The following is a 17,859-nucleotide window of genomic DNA, read 5'->3' on the forward strand; positions in this document are numbered from 1 at the left end:
ATCCGGCCAGCGCCAGAGGGGCGCCTGAATCTGGGGGAAAAAGCATGCAGAAGCCGCACGGCAAGCACATCAACCTCGCGCTGCAGGGCGGCGGCGCGCACGGGGCGTTCACCTGGGGCGTGCTTGATGCGCTGCTTGAAGACGGGCGACTGTCGTTCGAAGGCCTGAGCGGCACCAGTGCCGGTTCGATGAACGCGGTGGTGGTGCTCGATGGTTTGCTCGAAGGCGGCCCCGAGCGGGCACGCGAGAAGCTGCATGCGTTCTGGCTGGCGGTATCGACGGCCGGCTCGCCGCTCTCCGCCATGGGCGAAAACGCCAAGACGCTGTTTTCCGGCAAGCCGCTGTTTCCCGACAGCTGGCCCGTGACCGACTGGATGCGGCTCTGGGACAACTGGATCAGTGCCACCGCCCAGGGCGCCCACTACAACCCGCTGCGCGACCTGCTCGCCAACCATGTCGACTTTGAACGCCTGCGCGCCTGCCCAGACACCAAGCTGTTCCTGGCGGCGACCGACGTCAACACGGGCAACGTGCGCGTCTTCAACACGCCGGAGATCGATACCGAGGTCGTTCTGGCCTCCGCCTGCCTGCCGTACTTGTACCCGGCCATCGAGATCCACCGCCACCACTACTGGGACGGCGGCTACATGGGCAATCCGGTGCTGTTCCCGTTCTTCTACGAGACCAAGACGCAGGACATCCTGCTCGTGCACGTGAACCCGATCGTGCGCAAGGAGGTGCCCGACCAGCCGCACGAGGTGATGGAGCGGTTGAACGAGATCACCTTCAATGCGTCACTGCTGCGCGAGATGCGTGCTATTGCCTTCGTGCAGAAGCTGATTGCGGAGGATTGGCTCAAGCCCGAATTCCGCGATCGCCTGAAATACATTTACCTGCACGCCATCCGCGCCGACAAACCGCTGGGCGACCTGTCGTCATCGACCAAGCTGGTGACGGACTGGAGCTTCCTGACCATGCTCAAGGAGCGCGGCCGGCACGAGGGCAAAGCGTGGCTGCGCAAGCATTTCGACGATGTCGGCAAGAAAGGTACCGTTGACATCCAGAAGGAATACCTGCGCGGCGAAGAAATTTAGAGGACGACGGGTTCCGGCTCGATGCGTACGCCAAAGCGCGCGTAGACGGTGTCCTGGATCTCGCGGGCCAGCGTCATCAATTGGACGGCGCTGCCGCCGCCCCGGTGCACCAGCACCAGCGCCTGCTTCTCATATACGCCTACCGCGCCACTCTGACGGCCCTTGAAACCGCACTGGTCAATCAGCCAGCCGGCGGCGAGCTTGTACGTGCCGTCCGGCTGCACATAGCCGACCAGATTCGGGAAGCGCTCCACCAGCGCATCGCGCGTGGCGGCATCGACGATAGGGTTCTTGAAGAAGCTGCCTGCGTTGCCAATTTCGGCGGGGTCAGGCAGCTTGCGGCGGCGGATGGTGACCACCGCATCGAAGATGTTCTGCGCCGTCGGATTGGAGATGCTCTGCGCGGCCAGCTCGCGGGCGAGTTCTGCGTAGTGCGTGTCGGGCTGCCAGTCGACGGGCAGCGCGAACGTCACCTCGGTGATGATGTAGCGCTCGGCGCCGGCGCGCTTGAAGAGGCTGTCGCGGTAACCGAAGGCGCAGTCTGCGGCATCCAGCGTGACGAACTCGCCGGCGTGGCGGTCGTAGGCGCGCAGGGAGTGGAAGCGGTCTTTGATCTCGACGCCGTAGGCGCCGATGTTCTGGATGGGCGCCGCGCCGACGGTGCCGGGGATCAGCGCGAGGTTTTCCAGCCCAGGCAAGCCATGGGCGACGGTATGCGCGACCAGGCCGTGCCAGGATTCGCCGCCGCCGGCGGTGACAGTATGGACTTCGCGGCCATCGATCATTGCCCGGCCAGTGGTGATGCCTGGAATCTCCATCAGCAACACCAGGCCGTCAAAATCACGCGTCAGCACGACGTTGCTGCCGCCGCCCAGCACCAGCACGGGCAGGCCGGGTTGATCTCGTACGCGCGGGTCGGCCAGCGCGGCGGGGATGTCCTCCGGCGTACGCACGTGTGCGACATAGCGGGCAGTGGCCTCAAAACGGAACGTATTGTGCCGGCCTAGGGGATAATGCGAGTCGAGCAACGCCATGGCGCAAATTCTGTTGAATAAGCAGAAATTATAAGAGCCACGGCGCACGGCGACCCCGCTGGAGGGGGCGCAGCAACCCGATTCAAGTCTGCAAGGAGAACACGATGCCGTCGTTTGACGTGGTGTGCGAAGCCAACATGGTGGAAGTGAAGAACGCCGTGGAACAGGCCAACAAAGAGATTTCGACGCGATTCGACTTCAAGGGGTCGGACTCGCGCGTCGAGCACAAGGAGCAGGAGCTGACGCTGTTTGCCGATGACGATTTCAAGATCGGCCAAGTCAACGACGTGCTGATGAACAAGCTCGCCAAGCGCAACGTCGACGTGCGCTTCCTGGACTACCAGGACAAGCAGAAGATCGGCGGCGACAAGATGAAGCAGGTCGTCAAGATCAAGAAGGGCGTGTCGGGCGACCTGGCCAAGAAGATCGTCAAGACGATCAAGGACAGCAAGATCAAGGTCCAGGCCAGCATCCAGGGCGACGCGGTGCGCGTGACGGGCGCCAAGCGTGACGACCTGCAAAGCGTGATCGCCATGCTGCGCAAGGACGTGAGCGACACGCCGCTGGATTTCAACAACTTCCGCGACTGAGCCGAGCCGCTCCCAACAAAACGCCCCGAATGTTCGGGGCGTTTTTTTGTTTCCGCATGCTGCTGTTTGCGGCAGGGCAGTCGGGTGAAATGCCACCGCTGCAAGCGAAGCCTGATGATGCGCGCACGTCCAATCTCCGGTGGCGGACCTCAAAGGCGCGATGGTGGAGGTGAAGAGGTCCGGCGTCGCACCTAAAAGGTGCGGGCGTGGACCTTTGAGGTCCGACGCCGGAGGTGCGGAGGTCCAACGCCGGACCCAAAAGGTGCGCGCGCGGAGGCGGAGAGGTCCGACGTTGAACAAAAAGCAGCAACGGCGGAGGTGGCGAGGTCCGGGCCCGCACCTCAAAGGTGTGCGCCCGGAGGTCGGAGGTGCGGTGATGAGGGTTGGCGGGGCGGCGCTCGGAAGCGCCGCAGAGCACGCGGGTGATGCCGCGTGCGCGGGCAGGCGCCCGTGTCTGGTCGCGACGATCAGCCCGCCGCGACCGCGCGCGGCTGCGTCAACATCTCCGGCTGCAGGATCTCGTCCAGCGCTTCCTGGCTGAGCAGGCGCTTGTCCAGCACGAGCTGATACACGCTGGCGCCGCTCACCAACGCTTCCTGCGCGATGGCCGTGGCGTTGGTGTAGCCGATGTGCGGGTTCAGCGCGGTAACGATGCCGATCGAGCGCTCGACGTTGTCGCGCAGATGATCGACGTTGGCGGTAATGCCGTTGACGCACTTGTCGGCCAGCGTCAGGCAGCCATTGCGCAGGTGCACAAGGCTCTTGAACAGGCTATGCGCGATGACGGGCTCAAACGCGTTGAGCTGAAGCTGCCCGGCCTCGGCGGCAAAGGTGATGGTGACGTCGTTGCCGATCACCTCGTAGGCGATCTGGTTGACCACTTCCGGAATCACCGGATTCACCTTGCCCGGCATGATGCTGGAGCCGGCCTGCATGGCGGGCAGGTTGATCTCGCCCATGCCGGCGCGCGGGCCGCTGGAGAGCAGGCGCAAGTCGTTGCACGTTTTGGACAGCTTGGCCGCCATGCGCTTGAGCACGCCCGAGATGTGCATGAAGGCGCCGACATCCGGGGTGGCTGCCACCAGGTCCTGCGCGGTGATCAGCGGGATGCCGGTGATCTGCGCCAGGTGCTTGCGCGCGGCTTCTGCGTAATCGGGGTGCGTGTTGATGCCGGTGCCGATGGCTGTGGCGCCCAGGTTGATCTCACGGATGGTCGACAGCGCTTCCAGCAGCCGCGTCTGGTCTTCGGCCAGGCCGACTGCGTAGCTGCCGAACTCCTGGCCCAGCGTCATCGGCACGGCGTCTTGCAGTTGCGTGCGGCCCATCTTCAGCACGCTGCGGAATTCGTTGGCCTTGCGCTCGAACGCTGCGCGCAACACGCTCATGGCTTCCACCAACTGCAACACGAGATCGTGCGTGGCGATATGCAGCGCCGTCGGGTACACGTCGTTGGTGCTTTGGCTCATGTTCACGTGCTCGTTCGGGTGCAGGTGCTCATACGCGCCACGTGCATGGCCGAGCTGTTCGAGCGCGAGGTTGGCGATGACCTCGTTGGCGTTCATGTTGGTGGAGGTGCCGGCGCCGCCCTGGATGACGTCGACGACAAAGTGCTCGTGCGCGACGCCGGCCTGCACTTGCTTGCACGCTGCGACGATGGCGTCCGCACGTGTTTTGTCCAGCAAACCGAGCTCGTGATTGGCGAGCGCGGCGGCGGCCTTCACGCTGGCCAGCGCATTGATCAGTTGCGGATAGACCGAAATGGGCGTGCCGGTAATCGGAAAGTTCTCCAGCGCGCGCAGCGTGTGGACGCCGTAGTAGGTGTCGTTGGGAATGTCGCGGTCGCCGAGCAGGTCGTGTTCAATGCGAGTGGCCATGGCTGGTGTGTCTCTGAGTGGGGTTGTTGTATGCCGAATTCACCAAAAGAAATGGCCCGCGATCAACGCGGGCCAATCGGGTGGATACCGGAAATTCGCCGAGCCTTCTGTGAACAACTGCCAAGAGTTGTTCAGCCTGGGGGCAATCTTCTCGGTGCGCGGCAAAAAGACGCGTCCCCGCGTTGCGCGGGGACGACCCCTTACCTCATCACTGCGACAGCTTCGTCACCTTCAGCGCCGGATCGGCCGCGATGGCGGTTTCCGAGAACGGCAACCGGTTCCAGCGCTTGGCCGAGAACTCACGCATCTGGTCAAACGCATGCGGCGAGGCCGGATCGCTCGACTCACCGTAGGTCAGCAGGGCATCGGCCACCGGGCCCTGGTCGTCGAACGTGACGGTCTGGATGTAGCTGGTGCCGAAATACACCTGCAACCCCTTCGGCCCGATCGGTGTGCTTTGCAGTTTGTTGAGCACGCCTTCGTACTCTTCGCCGCCGTGCAGGGCGATGTCGCCGCCCGGCGCGTGTGTCACCTGCACGGTGCCCAGCGGTGCATCCAACGCAAAGCCAGCGGTGCGGACGGCGCCCACGGCATCCTTGAGCGCCTTGAACACGGCGGTGCGCACGGTGGCATCGCTCATGCGCAGGCTGCGCGGCGTGTGGATCGGGTCAGCCGGGTCGAAGTCGACGGCGTAGACATGCGGGATGTCCTTGGCACGCATCCAGAACTCGCGGAACAGGTGGGCGGCGCGGGCGTCGGCGTTGCTGGTGAGGTTCCATTGCGCAAGGGCGGCGCAGCCGTCGCGCACCTCGGCGTCAAGGTCGGCGGGGTTGGGCGTGGCCTTGCACGCGGTCAGCAGATCGTCGCGCACGAGATGGCCGGCGAGGTTGGCATCGCGGAAGATCATCGCCTGCAGGTTCGGCAGGCTGATGCGGTTGCCGGGCAGCCCGTCGGTGCCGTTTAGGCGGCGCTCGATTTCGATCAGGCCGATGCGGGTGCGCAGGCGCTGCGGCACGTCGATCGAACCCATCACCGGCGAGAAGCCGGTCATCTTCTGCGCGGGGTTGCTCAACCACGAGCTGTCGTTGCTGTTGGCGACGTAGTCATCGCGTTCCAGCACCGGCATGCGTGCGGGCGCCACCAGACCGGGCACCGGCGATGCCGGGTCGACCTGCCAGTCGCACGCACTGCGCGAGCCGTCGAGTAGCACGAGCCCCACGCCGTGGAACAGCTTGTCGGCCAGCGGTGAAGGCGCACAACGCTTGAGCGCTTCGGCCGAAACATCCGGCGTGGTCGATACGTCGGCAAACATCGCACGACCGTTGCGATCGGTGGCAATCGTGTTGACCCAAGGGATGCCGAGGTTGCCGATCGCCTGGCGGATCCCCGCCACGTCCTTGGCCTGTGCGATATGCAGCCACGTGTCGATCGAGCGTGTGTTGTTGCGGTTGGCGTCGCGCAGCGTGTACGCCTTCTGCGTGGTCCACGGCATGCCGCCCGCGGGCATCGATAGCACAGGGCCATACACCGTGTTGTAGAAGGTGTGCGTGCGGCGCTCGATGCGGCCGTCCGGCAGCTTCACGTCAAACGCCACGGTGCGCGTGGTCATCTTGTGTGGGGTGCCGTCGATCAGGTAGGTGGTCGGGTCGCCTTCGGCCAGTTTCAGCTCGTACACCGTGAAGCGGCGGCCAGTGGAAACGGTGTGCGTCCACGCCACGTCCTTGTTGAAGCCGATGCTGACGACGGGGAAGGCGGCAATCGATGCGCCCATCACGTCCAGCTTGCCCGGCACGGTCAGGTGGACTTGGTAGAAGCGGTTGGTGGTCGTCCACGGAAAGTGCGGGTTGCCGAGCAGCACGCCACGGCCGTTGTCGGTGGCGGCCTTGCCGAAGGCCCAGCCGTTCGAGCCGATCGGCATGTCGCGCAGTTGCAGGTCGCGGTCGAGCGCGGCGGTATCGACGGCATGCGGTGGGACGGTCGACACGGGCGTACCGCCCGGCGGCTGCGCGGCAACGATGCTCTGCAGCATGGCGCCCGCGCTGGCCTGGATGGCTTTTTCTTCGCCCATCAGCATCATGTCGGCCAGCGTGAGCGGACGCACCCAGGCGGCGTTGCGGCACGCAGCGGGGCGGTCAGCCGCCGGCGTGTCCTTCAGATAGCGGTTGTAGCCGGCGATGTAGCCGCGCAGCAGTTCACGCGCTTCCGGCGACATCTGCGCGTAGCCTGCACGCAGGCCGGCCTCGTCGAAGGCGCCCTTGAAGAACGCATCGGATTGCGTGTTCGGGATCGGCTTGAACGATACGGTGACGGTGCCTTCCGGCCCGAAGGTCTTCGAGCGCTCGCCGTTGACGGTGACGACCTGGTCGGCCAGCAGGCAGACGTTGTCCTGCGCGTAGGCGTAGGCCATGCCATAGCCAAGGCTGGCGTAGTCGTTGGCGCGGATGTGCGGAATGCCGAAGCGGGTGCGGCTGATCTCGGCTGAGAGGCCGGTGTCCGAGGGTGTAGTCCAGCCCCCGTCGGTGCTTGCGCAGCCAGCCAATGCCGCGAGCGTGGCCACGGCGAGCGTGCTGCGCAGTGCGAATCCCTGCGTCATGCGTGTACTCCTGATGTTGGGGTAGTTATGGGCGGCTGCGTCTGTGCGCAGCCACCGTCGCATCGTCAATCGGACGGGTCCGATCTGAAAGAGGTATTCCCGCCAGAGTTAGGGTCAATACCGCCACGGAAATCGCAGCTTGTGCCTATACTCCGGCATGCCGAATATCGACCTGCTGATCTTTCCCGACGCCGGCTTTTCCACGCTGGCAACCGCTGCCGACACGCTGGGTGTCGCCAATGCACTCGCTTCCATGCAAGCGGGTAAGCGGGCTGATGCCGCCATCGCTCCCGTGTTTGGCTGGCGGTTCGTTGCGCGTGATCCGGGGCGCTGGCAGGCAGCGGCCGAAACACTCGCCTGCCGCTGCGATGCACTGCCGGAAGACGAAACTGAATTGGGCGACGCGCTGATCGTCCCGCCGCTGCACTTTGACCACATCGGCACGATGGAGCAGCGCCTGGCCTTGTTGGAGCTGGAGCGCGCCACCATCCAGCGCTATCTGGAAGCGAGGCGGCTGGTGGCGTCATCCTTCACCGGCGTGGCGATGTTGGCCGACGTATTGGCCCCTGGTCAGCGGCTGACGGTGACGTGGCTGATTGCCGGTTGGGTGCAGGGTAATTTTCCGCACCTGAAGGTGGCGCCGGCGCAGGCCATCGTCAGCAGCGGCAACGTGATCACCGCGCGGGCGATGGAGCATGGGGTGGCGCTCATGCACCGCGTGGTTGGGCGGCTAACTGATGCGCGGCTCGCCCGCACGCTGGGCAATACGGTGCTCGACCACCCCTCGCGCGGGGAGGCCATCGGCATCTGGCTGCGCAGCAAACCGGCCATTCGCGACAGTGTCGTGCTGCGCGCGCGGCGATACCTGCAGCAGCATCTGCATGAGCCGTTCGATCTGGGGAAACTCGCTGCCGCCGCCTCAACCAGCGAGCGGACGCTGCTGCGGCATTTCACGAAGACGGTGGGGATGTCGCCGCTGCAATTGCTACATCGGCTGCGCGTGGAGCGCGCGTGTCACTTGCTGGAAGTCAGCACGTTGAGCCTGACGGCGATTGCCGAACAGTGCGGCTATCAGGACATGTCCGCCTTCCGGCGGTTGATCCGGCGGCACACGGGGCGGCCGCCGGGGGAACATCGGCGCGCACATTCCGTGCGTGCCGAGTTGCGGAACTAGGCGGCTTTCTTCTTCTCGCCGATGCGGCTTTCCTTGCCGGCGAGCAGCTTGGCGATATTGGCGCGGTGGCGTGCAATCAGCAGCACCGCCATCAGCGCGACGGCACCGGCAACCCAGTCGAAGCCGAACATCAGCACGTAGAAGAACGGCGCAAACACCGCCGACACCAGCGCCGCCAGCGACGAGTAGCGGAAGAACACGGCGATGATGATCCAGGTGGCCAGCGTTGCCAGACCCAGCCAGACGTTCAGCGCGAGGAGGATGCCCGCTGCGGTGGCCACGCCCTTGCCGCCGGCAAAGCGATGGAACACCGGATACAGGTGGCCGAGGAACACGGCGATCACCACCAGCGCGATGCCGGTCTCATCTACTCCAAAGCGCGGCGCCAGCAATTGGGCCAGCCACACCGCCAGCCAGCCCTTGGCGGCGTCGCCCAGCAACGTCAGGATCGCGGCCTTCTTGTTGCCCGAGCGCAGCACGTTGGTGGCGCCCGGGTTGCCCGAGCCGTAGGTGCGCGGGTCCGCCAGACCCATGGCGCGGCTGACCACCACGGCAAACGAGATCGAGCCGATCAGGTAGGCGGCTACGCCAAAAAAGACGGTTGCGACGACTGGAGACATAGATGTTCAGTGAAATCGGGCTGCGGGATTGTAGCGTGGCGCGTAGCGTGCACCAGCGGCCCCGTTCGTTTCAATCGGGGTTTGCACAGTTGACGGCTTGCGCGTTCAACACCGTGGTCAGCACGCCGGGTGCCAGGCTCACCAGAAAGCCGCGCCGTCCGCCGTTGATGTAGATACGCTCCAGTTCCAGCACGGAGGCTTCCACGTACACCGGCATCGCCTTGCGCACACCAAACGGCGAGGTGCCGCCGACCAGGTAGCCGCTGTGTCGCTGCGCCACTTCGGGCTTGCACGGCTGCACGCTCTTGCGGCCAGTCTGGCGCGCGAGGTTCTTGGTGGAGACCGAGCAATCGCCGTGCATCAGCACAATCAGCGGTTTGGCGTGCTCGTCTTCCATCACCAGCGTTTTGACGACGTGGTGTTCATCCACGCCGAGCTGGCGTGACGATTCGGTCGTGCCACCCTTGTCGACGTAGTCGTAGGTGTGCTCAGTAAAGGCGACGCCGTGCGCCTTGAGGAATTGCGTGGCAGGCGTCTCGGAAACGTGTTTGGACTTGCTCATGGGGAGTGGAAACGCTATCCGCGAGGATGGTGCTGCGCATGCAGCGTGCGCAGCCGCTCGCGCGCGACGTGGGTGTAGATCTGCGTGGTGGAAATATCGGCGTGGCCAAGCAGCATCTGCACCACGCGCAAATCCGCGCCGTGGTTGAGCAGGTGCGTGGCGAACGCGTGGCGCAGCGTGTGCGGGGAGAGCGGCGCATGAATGTCTGCACGCAACGCATAACGCTTGATCAGGTGCCAGAACGCTTGGCGCGTCATGCCCTCACCGCGCGTGGTGACGAACAGCGCATCGGTGGTGCGCTCGCCCAGCAGTGCTGTGCGGCCCTCACGGAGATAGCGTCGCAGCCAGTCGCCGGCTTCGGCACCGAACGGCACCAGCCGGTCCTTGCCACCCTTGCCGCCGATCACGCGCACCACGCCTTCGTTCAGGCCGACTTCCACCGTCTTCAGCGCGACGATTTCCGATACGCGCAGGCCGCTGGCGTACATCAACTCGATCATCGCGCGGTCGCGCAGGCCCAGCGGCACGTCGACGTCGGGTGCGTTGATGAGTGCCTCGACCTGCGCTTCGGACAGCGTCTTCGGATAGCGCGGCGGCTGCTTGGCCGTGGGCAGCAGGCGCGACGGATCGGTGCTGACCACGTGCTCACGCATGGCCCACACAAAGAAGCGCTTGAACACGGTGCGACGCCGGTTGGCGGTGGAGGCGCGGCTTTCAGCATGACGTGCCGCAAAGTAGTCGGCCAGGTCGCCGTCTTCGGTTTCGGCGATGGATTTGCCGCGCTCGGCCAGCCAGTGCGCATAGAGCGTCAGGTCGCGCCGGTATGCATCCAGCGTGTTGCGCGCGAGGCCATCTTCCAGCCACAGCGCGTCGCAGAAGCGTTGGATGGCGTCGGCGCTCTGCGGGGGCAGGGCAGGGGCTTCGGTGTCTTTCGGTGCAGCTTTTCTCATATCAGCATCACGCCTTCGTGGCGCAGCAGCCAGTGCTTGATGTTCAGCAGGTAGCCATCCGTGTGGTGCGAGAACCCGCCGATGCCCGACGCGCTCACCACGCGGTGGCATGGGATGAGGATAGGAAACCAGTTGTCGCCGCATGCCTGGCCCACCGCACGCGGCACGCTGCCGATCTGCTTGGCGATGGTGCCGTAGGTGATGACGCTGCCGCACGGGATCGCGCGGATGGCATTCCACACACGGTGCTGGAAGTCCGTGCCGGCGGGCGCGAGCGGGACATCGAAGCCGGCGTTGGGGTTGCTGTAGTACGCGTCGAGCTGGCGGGCGAGCTTGGTGATCAGCGCGTCATTGGAGGCAACGGTGGGTGAGCTCTCCGGCAGATAGGAGAGTTCACGCAGAGCGCCGTCGGCCACGCGCACACCCAGCTTGCCGAAGGGCGCTTCGAGAACGGCATCGAAAGGGGAGGGCATGACGGAGTCCAGCGCGGAAAAGCGATCCCGGGAATCTAGCACGTCGCTTAATGCCGGGTGCGCGCCGCAATGCATGCCATCGCGGCCTGCGGCTGGGAAAGCGGATCGTCAGCTGCCGAGCAGCCCGCTTTTCAGATCCCGGTCGACCGGGTTGTTGCCGATGAAGATGCTGAGCACGGCCTGGTAGAAATCTTCGCCGGGGATGGGCTTGCCGCGTGCTACGCCGTTGATGCTGACCGTGGTGCCCGCGTCGGGTGTGTAGTCGAAGTTGATGGTGTCGCCACGACGGGTGGAGCCGATCTGACGCATGGCGTCTTCCAGCTGCGTCAGGCGATCGGACAGCCGCTGCAGCTGAATCTCGGTCTGGTTGTGGTGGATGCCGTCATTCAGTGCACGGATGAAGGTGTCGGCCCCCACATCGCGCAGCGGGTGGATCTGCAGCCGCTTCGGCCCCTTCATGGCGAGGATCAGCGCCGCGTTCTTGGCGCGCTCTGGCAGATACAGACCCGCCACATAACCCTTGATGACGAACACCGAGCGCAGTCCCGTACCGTTGAGCGGCAACTCGCGGCCAGCCAGGCGTGCGGCATCGTCAAAGTGCACGCCCTCAATGTCCACCGTCGCCCAGGCCGGTAGCGTGTATGCGGCCAGCAGCGCAGCACCTGCGATGCCGTGGCGCCATGTGTGCCGAATGATGTGCGAGTGGCTGGATGCGCGGGCACGCACTGCAAAACCTAGTGCGCGGCGGAGGGAAAGCAAGGCGGAGAACATCGAAAACACGCGGTTTTTTGTAAGGCTCTATTTTTGCAAATTTCTATTTCAAAACCATTGGTGTCTGCCCTGATGCGCAAGCGTTTGCGTTCCGCCAGGAATAAGGCTTCATTTCACTTGGCGTTAACCACGGGGTCTTTCATTTGTGTTAGGCGCGTATTGTCTGGTTTTTAAAACAATATCTTCCCCTGATTCCAATAGGGAATTAAAGCGCCGGGTATTGAATTGCTGTCAGGCCGCCAGTGCCCAAGCGACGTGCTCACGCACGATTTCTGAGGCGTGATCGGCTCGCGCGTGCAACGTAGCCCGCAACTGCGCACGCGACGTCTCCGGCAACGGCCCGCGCAGCGCATTGCCCAGCGCAACCGCAATGTTGCGCAGCCAGCGCTCATGCCCGATGCGCCGGATCGGGCTGCCTTCGAGGCGTTGGTTGAATTCCGCCTCTGTCCACTGGAACAGGTCGACCAGCGTGGCGGTGTCCAATCCATTGCGTACGTCGAAATCGGGCAGGTTGGCCGGCACCGCAAACTTGTTCCACGGGCAGATGAGTTGGCAGTCGTCGCAGCCGTACACGCGGTTGCCCATCGCCTCGCGCAGTTCAACGGGGATGCTGCCTTTGTGCTCGATGGTCAGGTACGAGATGCAACGGCGTGCGTCCACCGTGTACGGAGCGACAATCGCCTGCGTGGGGCAGACGTCGATGCAGCGCGTGCAGTTGCCGCAATGCGGCTCGACTGGCGGGTCGATGGGCAGCGGCAGGTCGATCAGGATCTCGCCGAGGAAGAACATCGAGCCCGCGTCGCGATCGAGCAGCAGCGTGTGCTTGCCGCGCCAGCCCAGGCCGCCGTTGCTGGCCAGCGCCACTTCCAGCACCGGCGCCGAATCCGTGAACACGCGAAAGCCATAAGGCCCGACCGCGCCGGCAATCTTCTCGGCCAGCTTCTGCAGCCGCTGGCGCAGCACCTTGTGATAGTCCCGGCCGCGCGCGTAGAGCGAGATGGTGGCGTCTTCGGGCCGGCGCATGCGGTCCCATTCGATGGTGCGCCAGTCGCTGCCGGCCGTTTGTTGGTCCGTACGCGCATTGGCGTCATGTGGCAGATACGGCATGCGCGCGACGATGGCGCGTACCGTTCCGGCAACAAGTTCGGCGGGACGTGCGCGGAGCAATCCATGGTTCGCCATATAATCCATGTCACCGTGAAACCCCTGCGCAAGCCACGTCTGGAGCCCTTCTTCAGCGTGCGAGAGGTCGACGCTGGCGATGCGGATGGCATCGAAGCCGAGCTCGGCGCCCCAGGCGCGAATCTGCGCGACAAGCACAGCAACATCTGCCGCATTGGCAGGCAGGCGCGCATCGAAGTTCGTTTCGAGCGCCGCTGTGGGCGCTGGCGTGGGGGTGGCGGACATGCCTAAATTGTACGCAATGCCTACTGTGCTTCCTGCTTTCATCCGCCTGCCATGCCCACTGGTCTGAACGTACCGCTTGCCGAGCGCACCGTGCCGCTCGCCGATGAGGCAGCCACGTCGGCCTTTGGGGCGGCGCTCGCCCAGGCCGTGCTGGCGCTGGGTCCGCGGCCCGTGCAGGTGCAGCTCTCGGGCGATCTGGGCGCGGGCAAGACCACGCTGTCGCGGGCCATCCTGCGCGGCCTGGGCCATACCGGGCGCGTGCGCAGCCCCACCTATACGTTGGTCGAGCCATACGACGTGGCGGGAACCACCGGCACGCAGAAGGTCTATCACTTCGACCTGTACCGCTTTGCTGATCCGGAAGAATGGACCGACGCAGGTTTTCGCGACTGCTTTGCCGAGCCCGCGCTGTGCCTGGTCGAATGGCCCGAGAAAGCGCAGGCGCTGCTCGGCACGCCCGACCTTCATATCGCTTTGGCCGTCGACGTTGTGCACGAAACCTACGATGACGGCGTTGAACATGCACCGCGCCTGGCTCATCTGAGTGTTCGCACACAGACGGGCCTCCAACTCCTACAGTCGTTGCCTTCCTAGCCCATGCTGATCAAGCATCTGCCGACCGATCAACCGGATGACCCCACCCTGCCGAGCCAGGCCCGCAGGCAATGGCTTACGCGCATGGCCAAGGCCGGTGCGGGCACCGTCATCCTCAGTCTGGCCGGCACGCAAATCGCACGCGGCGCCAACATCGTCGCGGTGCGCGTATGGCCGGCGGAGGACTACACGCGCGTGACCATCGAATCCGATGTCGCGCTCAAGGCCACGCACCAGCTCATCAAGGATCCGGACCGCCTGATGGTCGACGTCGAGGGGTTGGACCTGAACCCGACCCTGCGCGAACTGGTTGCCAAGATCACGCCGAACGATCCGTACATCCGCCAGGTGCGTGTGGGCCAGAACCGGCCCAGCGTGGTGCGCCTGGTGTTTGACCTGAAGGAGAGCGTCAACCCGCAGGTCTTTACGCTGCTGCCGATTGCCGGCTACCGCAATCGGCTGGTGTTCGACCTGTACCCGACCAATCCGCCCGATCCGCTGATGCAGCTCGTGCAGGCGACCGAGGGGAAGCAGGAGCGCTTTGCCGCCTCGGGGGGCTCGCCAATGCCGGCGCCATCCTCCCCGGCGGATGACGATGATCCGATCGCCGCATTGGCCCGCCGCGAGAGCAGCGGCTCCAGCACCACGCTGGCTGTGCCGCCGGCCAATGACACGCGACCGACCATCGCCAGCCGTACGCCGCCGATCAAGACGCCGCCCACCAAACCCGCGAATCCGCCTTCGACGTTGGCGAATGCACCGCAGTCGCCGCCGCTGGACATCGTGCCCGACCAACCTGTGCCGCCGCGTGCACCGTCCGGCGGCCCGCGCATGCGCCGGCTGCTGACGGTCGCCATTGATCCAGGGCACGGCGGCGAAGACCCCGGTGCTACGGGTGGCGCGGGCACGCATGAGAAAGACGTGGTGCTGTCGATCGCCCGCATGCTCAAGGCCAAGATCGACGCCCAGCCCAACATGCGCGCCATGATGACGCGCGATTCCGATTACTTCGTGCCGCTGGGCGTGCGCGTGCAGAAGGCGCGCCGTGTGCAGGCCGATCTGTTCGTCTCCATCCACGCCGATGCCTTCGTGACGCCAGAGGCGCGCGGGGCGTCGGTGTTCGCGTTGTCCGACCGCGGAGCCTCCAGCGCGCAGGCCAAATGGCTGGCCAACAAGGAGAACGCCGCAGACATGATCGGCGGCGCCAACCTGGGCTCGAAGGACGCGCAGGTTACGCGCGTGCTGCTGGACCTGTCGACCACCGCGCAGATCAGCGACAGCATGAAGGTCGGCAAGGCTGTGCTGGAGCAGATCGGTGGCATCAACCGCCTGCACAAAGGGGCCGTCGAGCAGGCCGGCTTTGCGGTGCTCAAGGCGCCGGATATTCCGTCGATTCTGGTCGAGACGGCCTTCATCTCCAACCCGGAAGAAGAGGCGAAGCTCAACGATCTGGGCCATCAGAATCAACTGGCCGAGGCGATTCTGCGCGGCATCCGCGCGTACTTTGCCAAGAACCCGCCGCTGTCGCACAACCCGGGCGTCTGATGGCGACGGTCATGTTGCGCGAAGGCGGTGCGGCCGATGCGGACACCATCGCCAGCCTCCACACGCGGAGCTGGCAAAGTGCGTATCGCGGGCTGGGCATCCTCTCGGATACCTACCTCGATGGTGTAGCACTGGGTGACATGCAGGAGAAATGGCGGGCGCGCATGACAGCGCCGGCGGCCGGCCAGCACGTCTGGTGCGCTGATCTCGACGGTCAGACCATCGGCTTTCTCTGTGCACTCCTGCATGACGACACGCCGTGGGGCGTGCTCGTCGACAATCTCCACCTACTGCCTGCCGCACGCGGCCACGGCCTCGGCAAGCGTCTGATGGGAGAGGCCGCACGCTGGGCCGCGGCCCAAGGTGTGATGCAACTGCATCTGCTGGTGTACGAGGCGAACACCGCCGCAATCGGCTTCTACGAAGCCCTGGGCGGTGTGCCGGTCAGCCGTGATTGGCTGGAGACGGCCGATGGCGGGCATGCCTGGGTGCACACCTACCACTGGCCGGAATCTGAACTGGCGGGTTTGACGGCCCTGCGTTGACTATGCCGGACGGCTGGCCGGTGTACCTGCGCCCGCCTCGGCGTGCGCCACGCGATCCGCATACTTGCGCGCCAGCGCCGAGCACACGATCAACTGCAACTGGTGGTAGATCATGATGGGCAGCACGATCAGGCCCAGTGCGGGGTTGCCGGCAAACAGAATCTTCGCCATGGGCACGCCGCTCGACAGGCTCTTCTTCGAGCCGCAGAACACCGCAGTGATTTCGTCGGCCAAACCAAAGCCCGCGCGCCGCGAGAGCCACGTCGTTGCACCCAGCACGACGAACAGCAGTGCGCCGCTCATGGCCGCCACGGCCACGATGGTCTCCCACGGATACTTCGACCACACGCCCGCATGCGTCGAATCGGCAAACGAGTTGAAGACAATCAGCAAGATCACCGCACGGTCGACCTTGTTGATGACGCTCTTGTACTTGGTCATGAGGCCGCCGATGACCGGGCGCGCCAACTGACCCAGCACGAACGGCAGCAGCAATTGCTCGGCAACGCCCAGCATCGCCTTGCCCACAGACAACTCCGCGCCTGACGCCTGGATCACGAAGCTCATCAGCAGCGGCGTGACCATCATGCCGATCAAGCCCGAAATCGTGGCGTTGAAGATCGCGGCGGGCACGTTGCCCTTGGCGATGGCCGTCATCGCCACGGACGACGACACTGTGGACGGCAGCGCGCACAAATAGAACACGCCCAGCAGCAGCTGCGCCGGAATAAACGGTTTGCAAACCACCAGGATGACCGCACCAATCAGCGGGAACAGGATGAACGTGCAGCCCTGCACGAACAGATGCAGGCGCCAGTTACGCGCACCTTCCACGATCTTCTCGCGCGAGAGCGCCGCGCCGTGCAGAAAGAAAATCAACGAGACGCCTAGCACGGTGACGATATCGAGGTGCAGGGGGCCGTCGCTGGCGCCCAGCGAAGGGAAGAGCAGGGCCAGCGCCACCATGACCAACATGGCCTGGATGAACCCATCAATGCGAGGTAACAGCGGAATCTTCATATGTATACGCCATCACTACTAGGTGATGGCGCCGGTCGGATAGCGGGATAGGCGCTATTGCACAACATCCGCATCTAGAATACAAATGCATTGATCGAATCAATTCATACGGTGTCGGCATGAATGTGACCCTGCGTCAGTTGCGCGTCTTCCTGGCGGTGGCGCGTGCGCATAGCTTCAGTCGCGCGGGCGACACCATTGGCCTGACGCAGCCGGCCGTCAGCCGCTCGATCTCGGAGCTGGAAGGCGAGTTGGGCCTGAAGCTGCTCGACCGCACCACGCGCGAAGTGGTGCTGACGGAGGTGGGACGCTCACTGGCCACCGCGCTGGATCGCCTCATTGCTGATCTGGATGACACGCTGCATCAGGCGCGCCAGGTGAGTGAGCAGCGGCGCGGGCGCGTGGTGGTGGCATCCAGCCCGACGGTATCGACGCGTTTGATGCCGGTGTACGTGGCCGAATGCGCGGCGCGCTACCCGGACATCCGCATGATCGTGCGGGACTCGGTGCAGGTCGACACGCTGCAGTTGATCCGCACGGGTGGGGCGGATTTTGGTGTGGTGGTGGAGCCGCTCGATACCGAGGGCCTATGGACGGAACCATTGCTGATCGACCCGTTCTGTCTGGTCTGCCGCAAGGATCATCCGTTCGCTCAGCGCAGCAGCGTGCGCTGGAAAGATCTGCATCGCACGGCGGTGGTCTTGCTCGATCATGCTTCGGGCAGCCGCCCGCTGATCGACCGGATCTTCTTGCGCCACGGCGTTCACCCTGACGTGGCCCAGGAGATGGGCCACAGCAGTGCCGTGTTCGGCATGGTGGAGGCGGGCATCGGCGCAGGCGTGGTGCCGTCGCTGTCGTTGCCTTTGCCGTCGTCGTCACCGCTGGTGTCGGTGCCGCTCGCACCGAAGGAGACGCGCGCCATTGTGCTGGCGCGCCGGCATGACAGGTCGCTCTCGCCGGCGGCCGAGGCGGCCTGGCAGATGATTCGCCGGATGGCGCTGCCTACCGCCTAA

17 protein-coding genes are annotated in these 17,859 nt (G+C 64.8%); 7 read left to right on the forward strand and 10 right to left on the reverse strand.

Annotation, left to right across the window (positions count from 1 at the left end; all coding sequences use genetic code 11):
* Positions 1 to 44: 44 nt before the first annotated feature.
* Positions 45 to 1,094 carry a patatin-like phospholipase family protein gene (locus ACS13N_RS01505; protein WP_438930030.1) on the forward strand — a complete coding sequence of 350 codons (1,050 nt, stop codon included), beginning with the start codon at positions 45 to 47 and terminating at the stop codon, positions 1,092 to 1,094.
* On the opposite strand, the gene murB is transcribed toward ACS13N_RS01505, so the two are convergent.
* Positions 1,091 to 2,128, reverse strand: coding sequence for a UDP-N-acetylmuramate dehydrogenase (gene murB / locus ACS13N_RS01510; RefSeq protein ID WP_438930031.1), 1,038 nt, complete (start codon positions 2,126 to 2,128; stop codon positions 1,091 to 1,093). The two genes, ACS13N_RS01505 and murB, sit on opposite strands and share 4 nt — an antisense overlap.
* Positions 2,129 to 2,232: 104 nt before the next feature.
* On the opposite strand from murB, the gene ACS13N_RS01515 reads away from it, so the two are divergent.
* Complete coding sequence (locus tag ACS13N_RS01515) at positions 2,233 to 2,718, forward strand: YajQ family cyclic di-GMP-binding protein (RefSeq protein ID WP_009241389.1); 486 nt, start codon at positions 2,233 to 2,235, stop codon at positions 2,716 to 2,718.
* 467 nt (positions 2,719 to 3,185) lie between these two features.
* Here ACS13N_RS01515 and aspA read toward each other — a convergent pair whose 3' ends face one another.
* Together aspA and ACS13N_RS01525 are read right to left on the reverse strand one after the other, a co-directional pair.
* Positions 3,186 to 4,592: an aspartate ammonia-lyase gene (gene aspA / locus ACS13N_RS01520; protein ID WP_438930032.1), complete on the reverse strand. Its 1,407-nt coding sequence runs from the start codon at positions 4,590 to 4,592 to the stop codon at positions 3,186 to 3,188.
* A 208-nt stretch (positions 4,593 to 4,800) separates the two neighbouring features.
* On the reverse strand, positions 4,801 to 7,185 hold the full coding sequence (locus ACS13N_RS01525) for an acylase (protein WP_438930033.1): 2,385 nt from the start codon (positions 7,183 to 7,185) through the stop codon (positions 4,801 to 4,803).
* 157 nt (positions 7,186 to 7,342) lie between these two features.
* Between ACS13N_RS01525 and ACS13N_RS01530 the strand changes: the two genes are divergently transcribed.
* A complete protein-coding gene (locus tag ACS13N_RS01530; RefSeq protein WP_438930034.1) occupies positions 7,343 to 8,359 on the forward strand; it encodes a GlxA family transcriptional regulator in 1,017 nt (338 codons plus the stop codon).
* Here ACS13N_RS01530 and plsY read toward each other — a convergent pair.
* From plsY to queG, 6 genes are all read right to left on the reverse strand, one after another.
* A complete protein-coding gene (gene plsY, locus ACS13N_RS01535; RefSeq protein ID WP_438930035.1) occupies positions 8,356 to 8,979 on the reverse strand; it encodes a glycerol-3-phosphate 1-O-acyltransferase PlsY in 624 nt (207 codons plus the stop codon). The genes ACS13N_RS01530 and plsY overlap by 4 nt on opposite strands.
* Positions 8,980 to 9,049: 70 nt before the next feature.
* Positions 9,050 to 9,541 (reverse strand): Cys-tRNA(Pro) deacylase, encoded by a 492-nt coding sequence (gene ybaK, locus ACS13N_RS01540; RefSeq protein WP_438930036.1) that lies wholly within the window; start codon positions 9,539 to 9,541, stop codon positions 9,050 to 9,052.
* A gap of 14 nt (positions 9,542 to 9,555) precedes the next feature.
* Positions 9,556 to 10,491, reverse strand: a complete 936-nt coding sequence (gene xerD / locus ACS13N_RS01545; RefSeq protein WP_438930037.1) for a site-specific tyrosine recombinase XerD — start codon at positions 10,489 to 10,491, stop codon at positions 9,556 to 9,558.
* Positions 10,488 to 10,964, reverse strand: a complete 477-nt coding sequence (locus tag ACS13N_RS01550) for a methylated-DNA--[protein]-cysteine S-methyltransferase (RefSeq protein ID WP_438930038.1) — start codon at positions 10,962 to 10,964, stop codon at positions 10,488 to 10,490. Before ACS13N_RS01550 ends, xerD begins: the two co-directional genes overlap by 4 nt.
* 108 nt (positions 10,965 to 11,072) lie before the next feature.
* Positions 11,073 to 11,735 (reverse strand): chalcone isomerase family protein, encoded by a 663-nt coding sequence (locus ACS13N_RS01555; RefSeq protein ID WP_438930039.1) that lies wholly within the window; start codon positions 11,733 to 11,735, stop codon positions 11,073 to 11,075.
* Positions 11,736 to 11,966: 231 nt separating this feature from the next.
* Positions 11,967 to 13,142, reverse strand: a complete 1,176-nt coding sequence (queG, locus tag ACS13N_RS01560; protein WP_438930040.1) for a tRNA epoxyqueuosine(34) reductase QueG — start codon at positions 13,140 to 13,142, stop codon at positions 11,967 to 11,969.
* 51 nt (positions 13,143 to 13,193) lie between these two features.
* Here queG and tsaE point away from each other — a divergent pair, with 51 nt between their 5' ends.
* The 3 genes from tsaE to ACS13N_RS01575 are packed head-to-tail and all read left to right on the forward strand — an operon-like array spanning position 13,194 to position 15,826.
* Positions 13,194 to 13,736, forward strand: a complete 543-nt coding sequence (gene tsaE / locus ACS13N_RS01565; protein ID WP_438930041.1) for a tRNA (adenosine(37)-N6)-threonylcarbamoyltransferase complex ATPase subunit type 1 TsaE — start codon at positions 13,194 to 13,196, stop codon at positions 13,734 to 13,736.
* Positions 13,737 to 13,739: 3 nt separating this feature from the next.
* Entirely contained in the window at positions 13,740 to 15,281 is a 1,542-nt protein-coding gene (locus tag ACS13N_RS01570; protein WP_438930042.1) for an N-acetylmuramoyl-L-alanine amidase, read from the forward strand.
* Positions 15,282 to 15,292: 11 nt separating this feature from the next.
* Positions 15,293 to 15,826 carry a GNAT family N-acetyltransferase gene (locus ACS13N_RS01575; protein WP_438930043.1) on the forward strand — a complete coding sequence of 178 codons (534 nt, stop codon included), beginning with the start codon at positions 15,293 to 15,295 and terminating at the stop codon, positions 15,824 to 15,826.
* On the opposite strand, the gene ACS13N_RS01580 is transcribed toward ACS13N_RS01575, so the two are convergent.
* The gene (locus tag ACS13N_RS01580) at positions 15,827 to 16,846 is read right to left on the reverse strand and encodes a bile acid:sodium symporter family protein (RefSeq protein WP_438930044.1); all 1,020 of its coding nucleotides are present in this window, start codon (positions 16,844 to 16,846) and stop codon (positions 15,827 to 15,829) included.
* A gap of 119 nt (positions 16,847 to 16,965) precedes the next feature.
* Between ACS13N_RS01580 and ACS13N_RS01585 the strand changes: the two genes are divergently transcribed.
* Entirely contained in the window at positions 16,966 to 17,859 is an 894-nt protein-coding gene (locus tag ACS13N_RS01585; protein WP_438930045.1) for a LysR substrate-binding domain-containing protein, read from the forward strand.

It is taken from the genome of Ralstonia sp. 24A2, from assembly GCF_051783885.1.
In the GTDB taxonomy this organism is placed as follows: domain Bacteria; phylum Pseudomonadota; class Gammaproteobacteria; order Burkholderiales; family Burkholderiaceae; genus Ralstonia.

Excerpts from the sequence above, each read along its gene's own strand:
- plsY (WP_438930035.1), bottom strand. The coding sequence starts at position 8,979 with ATGTCTCCAGTCGTCGCAACCGTCTTTTTTGGCGTAGCCGCCTACCTG.
- ACS13N_RS01580 (WP_438930044.1), bottom strand. The coding sequence starts at position 16,846 with ATGAAGATTCCGCTGTTACCTCGCATTGATGGGTTCATCCAGGCCATG.
- ACS13N_RS01525 (WP_438930033.1), bottom strand. The coding sequence starts at position 7,185 with ATGACGCAGGGATTCGCACTGCGCAGCACGCTCGCCGTGGCCACGCTC.
- ybaK (WP_438930036.1), bottom strand. The coding sequence starts at position 9,541 with ATGAGCAAGTCCAAACACGTTTCCGAGACGCCTGCCACGCAATTCCTC.
- xerD (WP_438930037.1), bottom strand. The coding sequence starts at position 10,491 with ATGAGAAAAGCTGCACCGAAAGACACCGAAGCCCCTGCCCTGCCCCCG.
- ACS13N_RS01555 (WP_438930039.1), bottom strand. The coding sequence starts at position 11,735 with ATGTTCTCCGCCTTGCTTTCCCTCCGCCGCGCACTAGGTTTTGCAGTG.
- tsaE (WP_438930041.1), top strand. The coding sequence starts at position 13,194 with ATGCCCACTGGTCTGAACGTACCGCTTGCCGAGCGCACCGTGCCGCTC.
- ACS13N_RS01550 (WP_438930038.1), bottom strand. The coding sequence starts at position 10,964 with ATGCCCTCCCCTTTCGATGCCGTTCTCGAAGCGCCCTTCGGCAAGCTG.
- ACS13N_RS01585 (WP_438930045.1), top strand. The coding sequence starts at position 16,966 with ATGAATGTGACCCTGCGTCAGTTGCGCGTCTTCCTGGCGGTGGCGCGT.
- ACS13N_RS01575 (WP_438930043.1), top strand. The coding sequence starts at position 15,293 with ATGTTGCGCGAAGGCGGTGCGGCCGATGCGGACACCATCGCCAGCCTC.
- queG (WP_438930040.1), bottom strand. The coding sequence starts at position 13,142 with ATGTCCGCCACCCCCACGCCAGCGCCCACAGCGGCGCTCGAAACGAAC.
- ACS13N_RS01505 (WP_438930030.1), top strand. The coding sequence starts at position 45 with ATGCAGAAGCCGCACGGCAAGCACATCAACCTCGCGCTGCAGGGCGGC.
- ACS13N_RS01530 (WP_438930034.1), top strand. The coding sequence starts at position 7,343 with ATGCCGAATATCGACCTGCTGATCTTTCCCGACGCCGGCTTTTCCACG.
- ACS13N_RS01515 (WP_009241389.1), top strand. The coding sequence starts at position 2,233 with ATGCCGTCGTTTGACGTGGTGTGCGAAGCCAACATGGTGGAAGTGAAG.
- aspA (WP_438930032.1), bottom strand. The coding sequence starts at position 4,592 with ATGGCCACTCGCATTGAACACGACCTGCTCGGCGACCGCGACATTCCC.
- murB (WP_438930031.1), bottom strand. The coding sequence starts at position 2,128 with ATGGCGTTGCTCGACTCGCATTATCCCCTAGGCCGGCACAATACGTTC.
- ACS13N_RS01570 (WP_438930042.1), top strand. The coding sequence starts at position 13,740 with ATGCTGATCAAGCATCTGCCGACCGATCAACCGGATGACCCCACCCTG.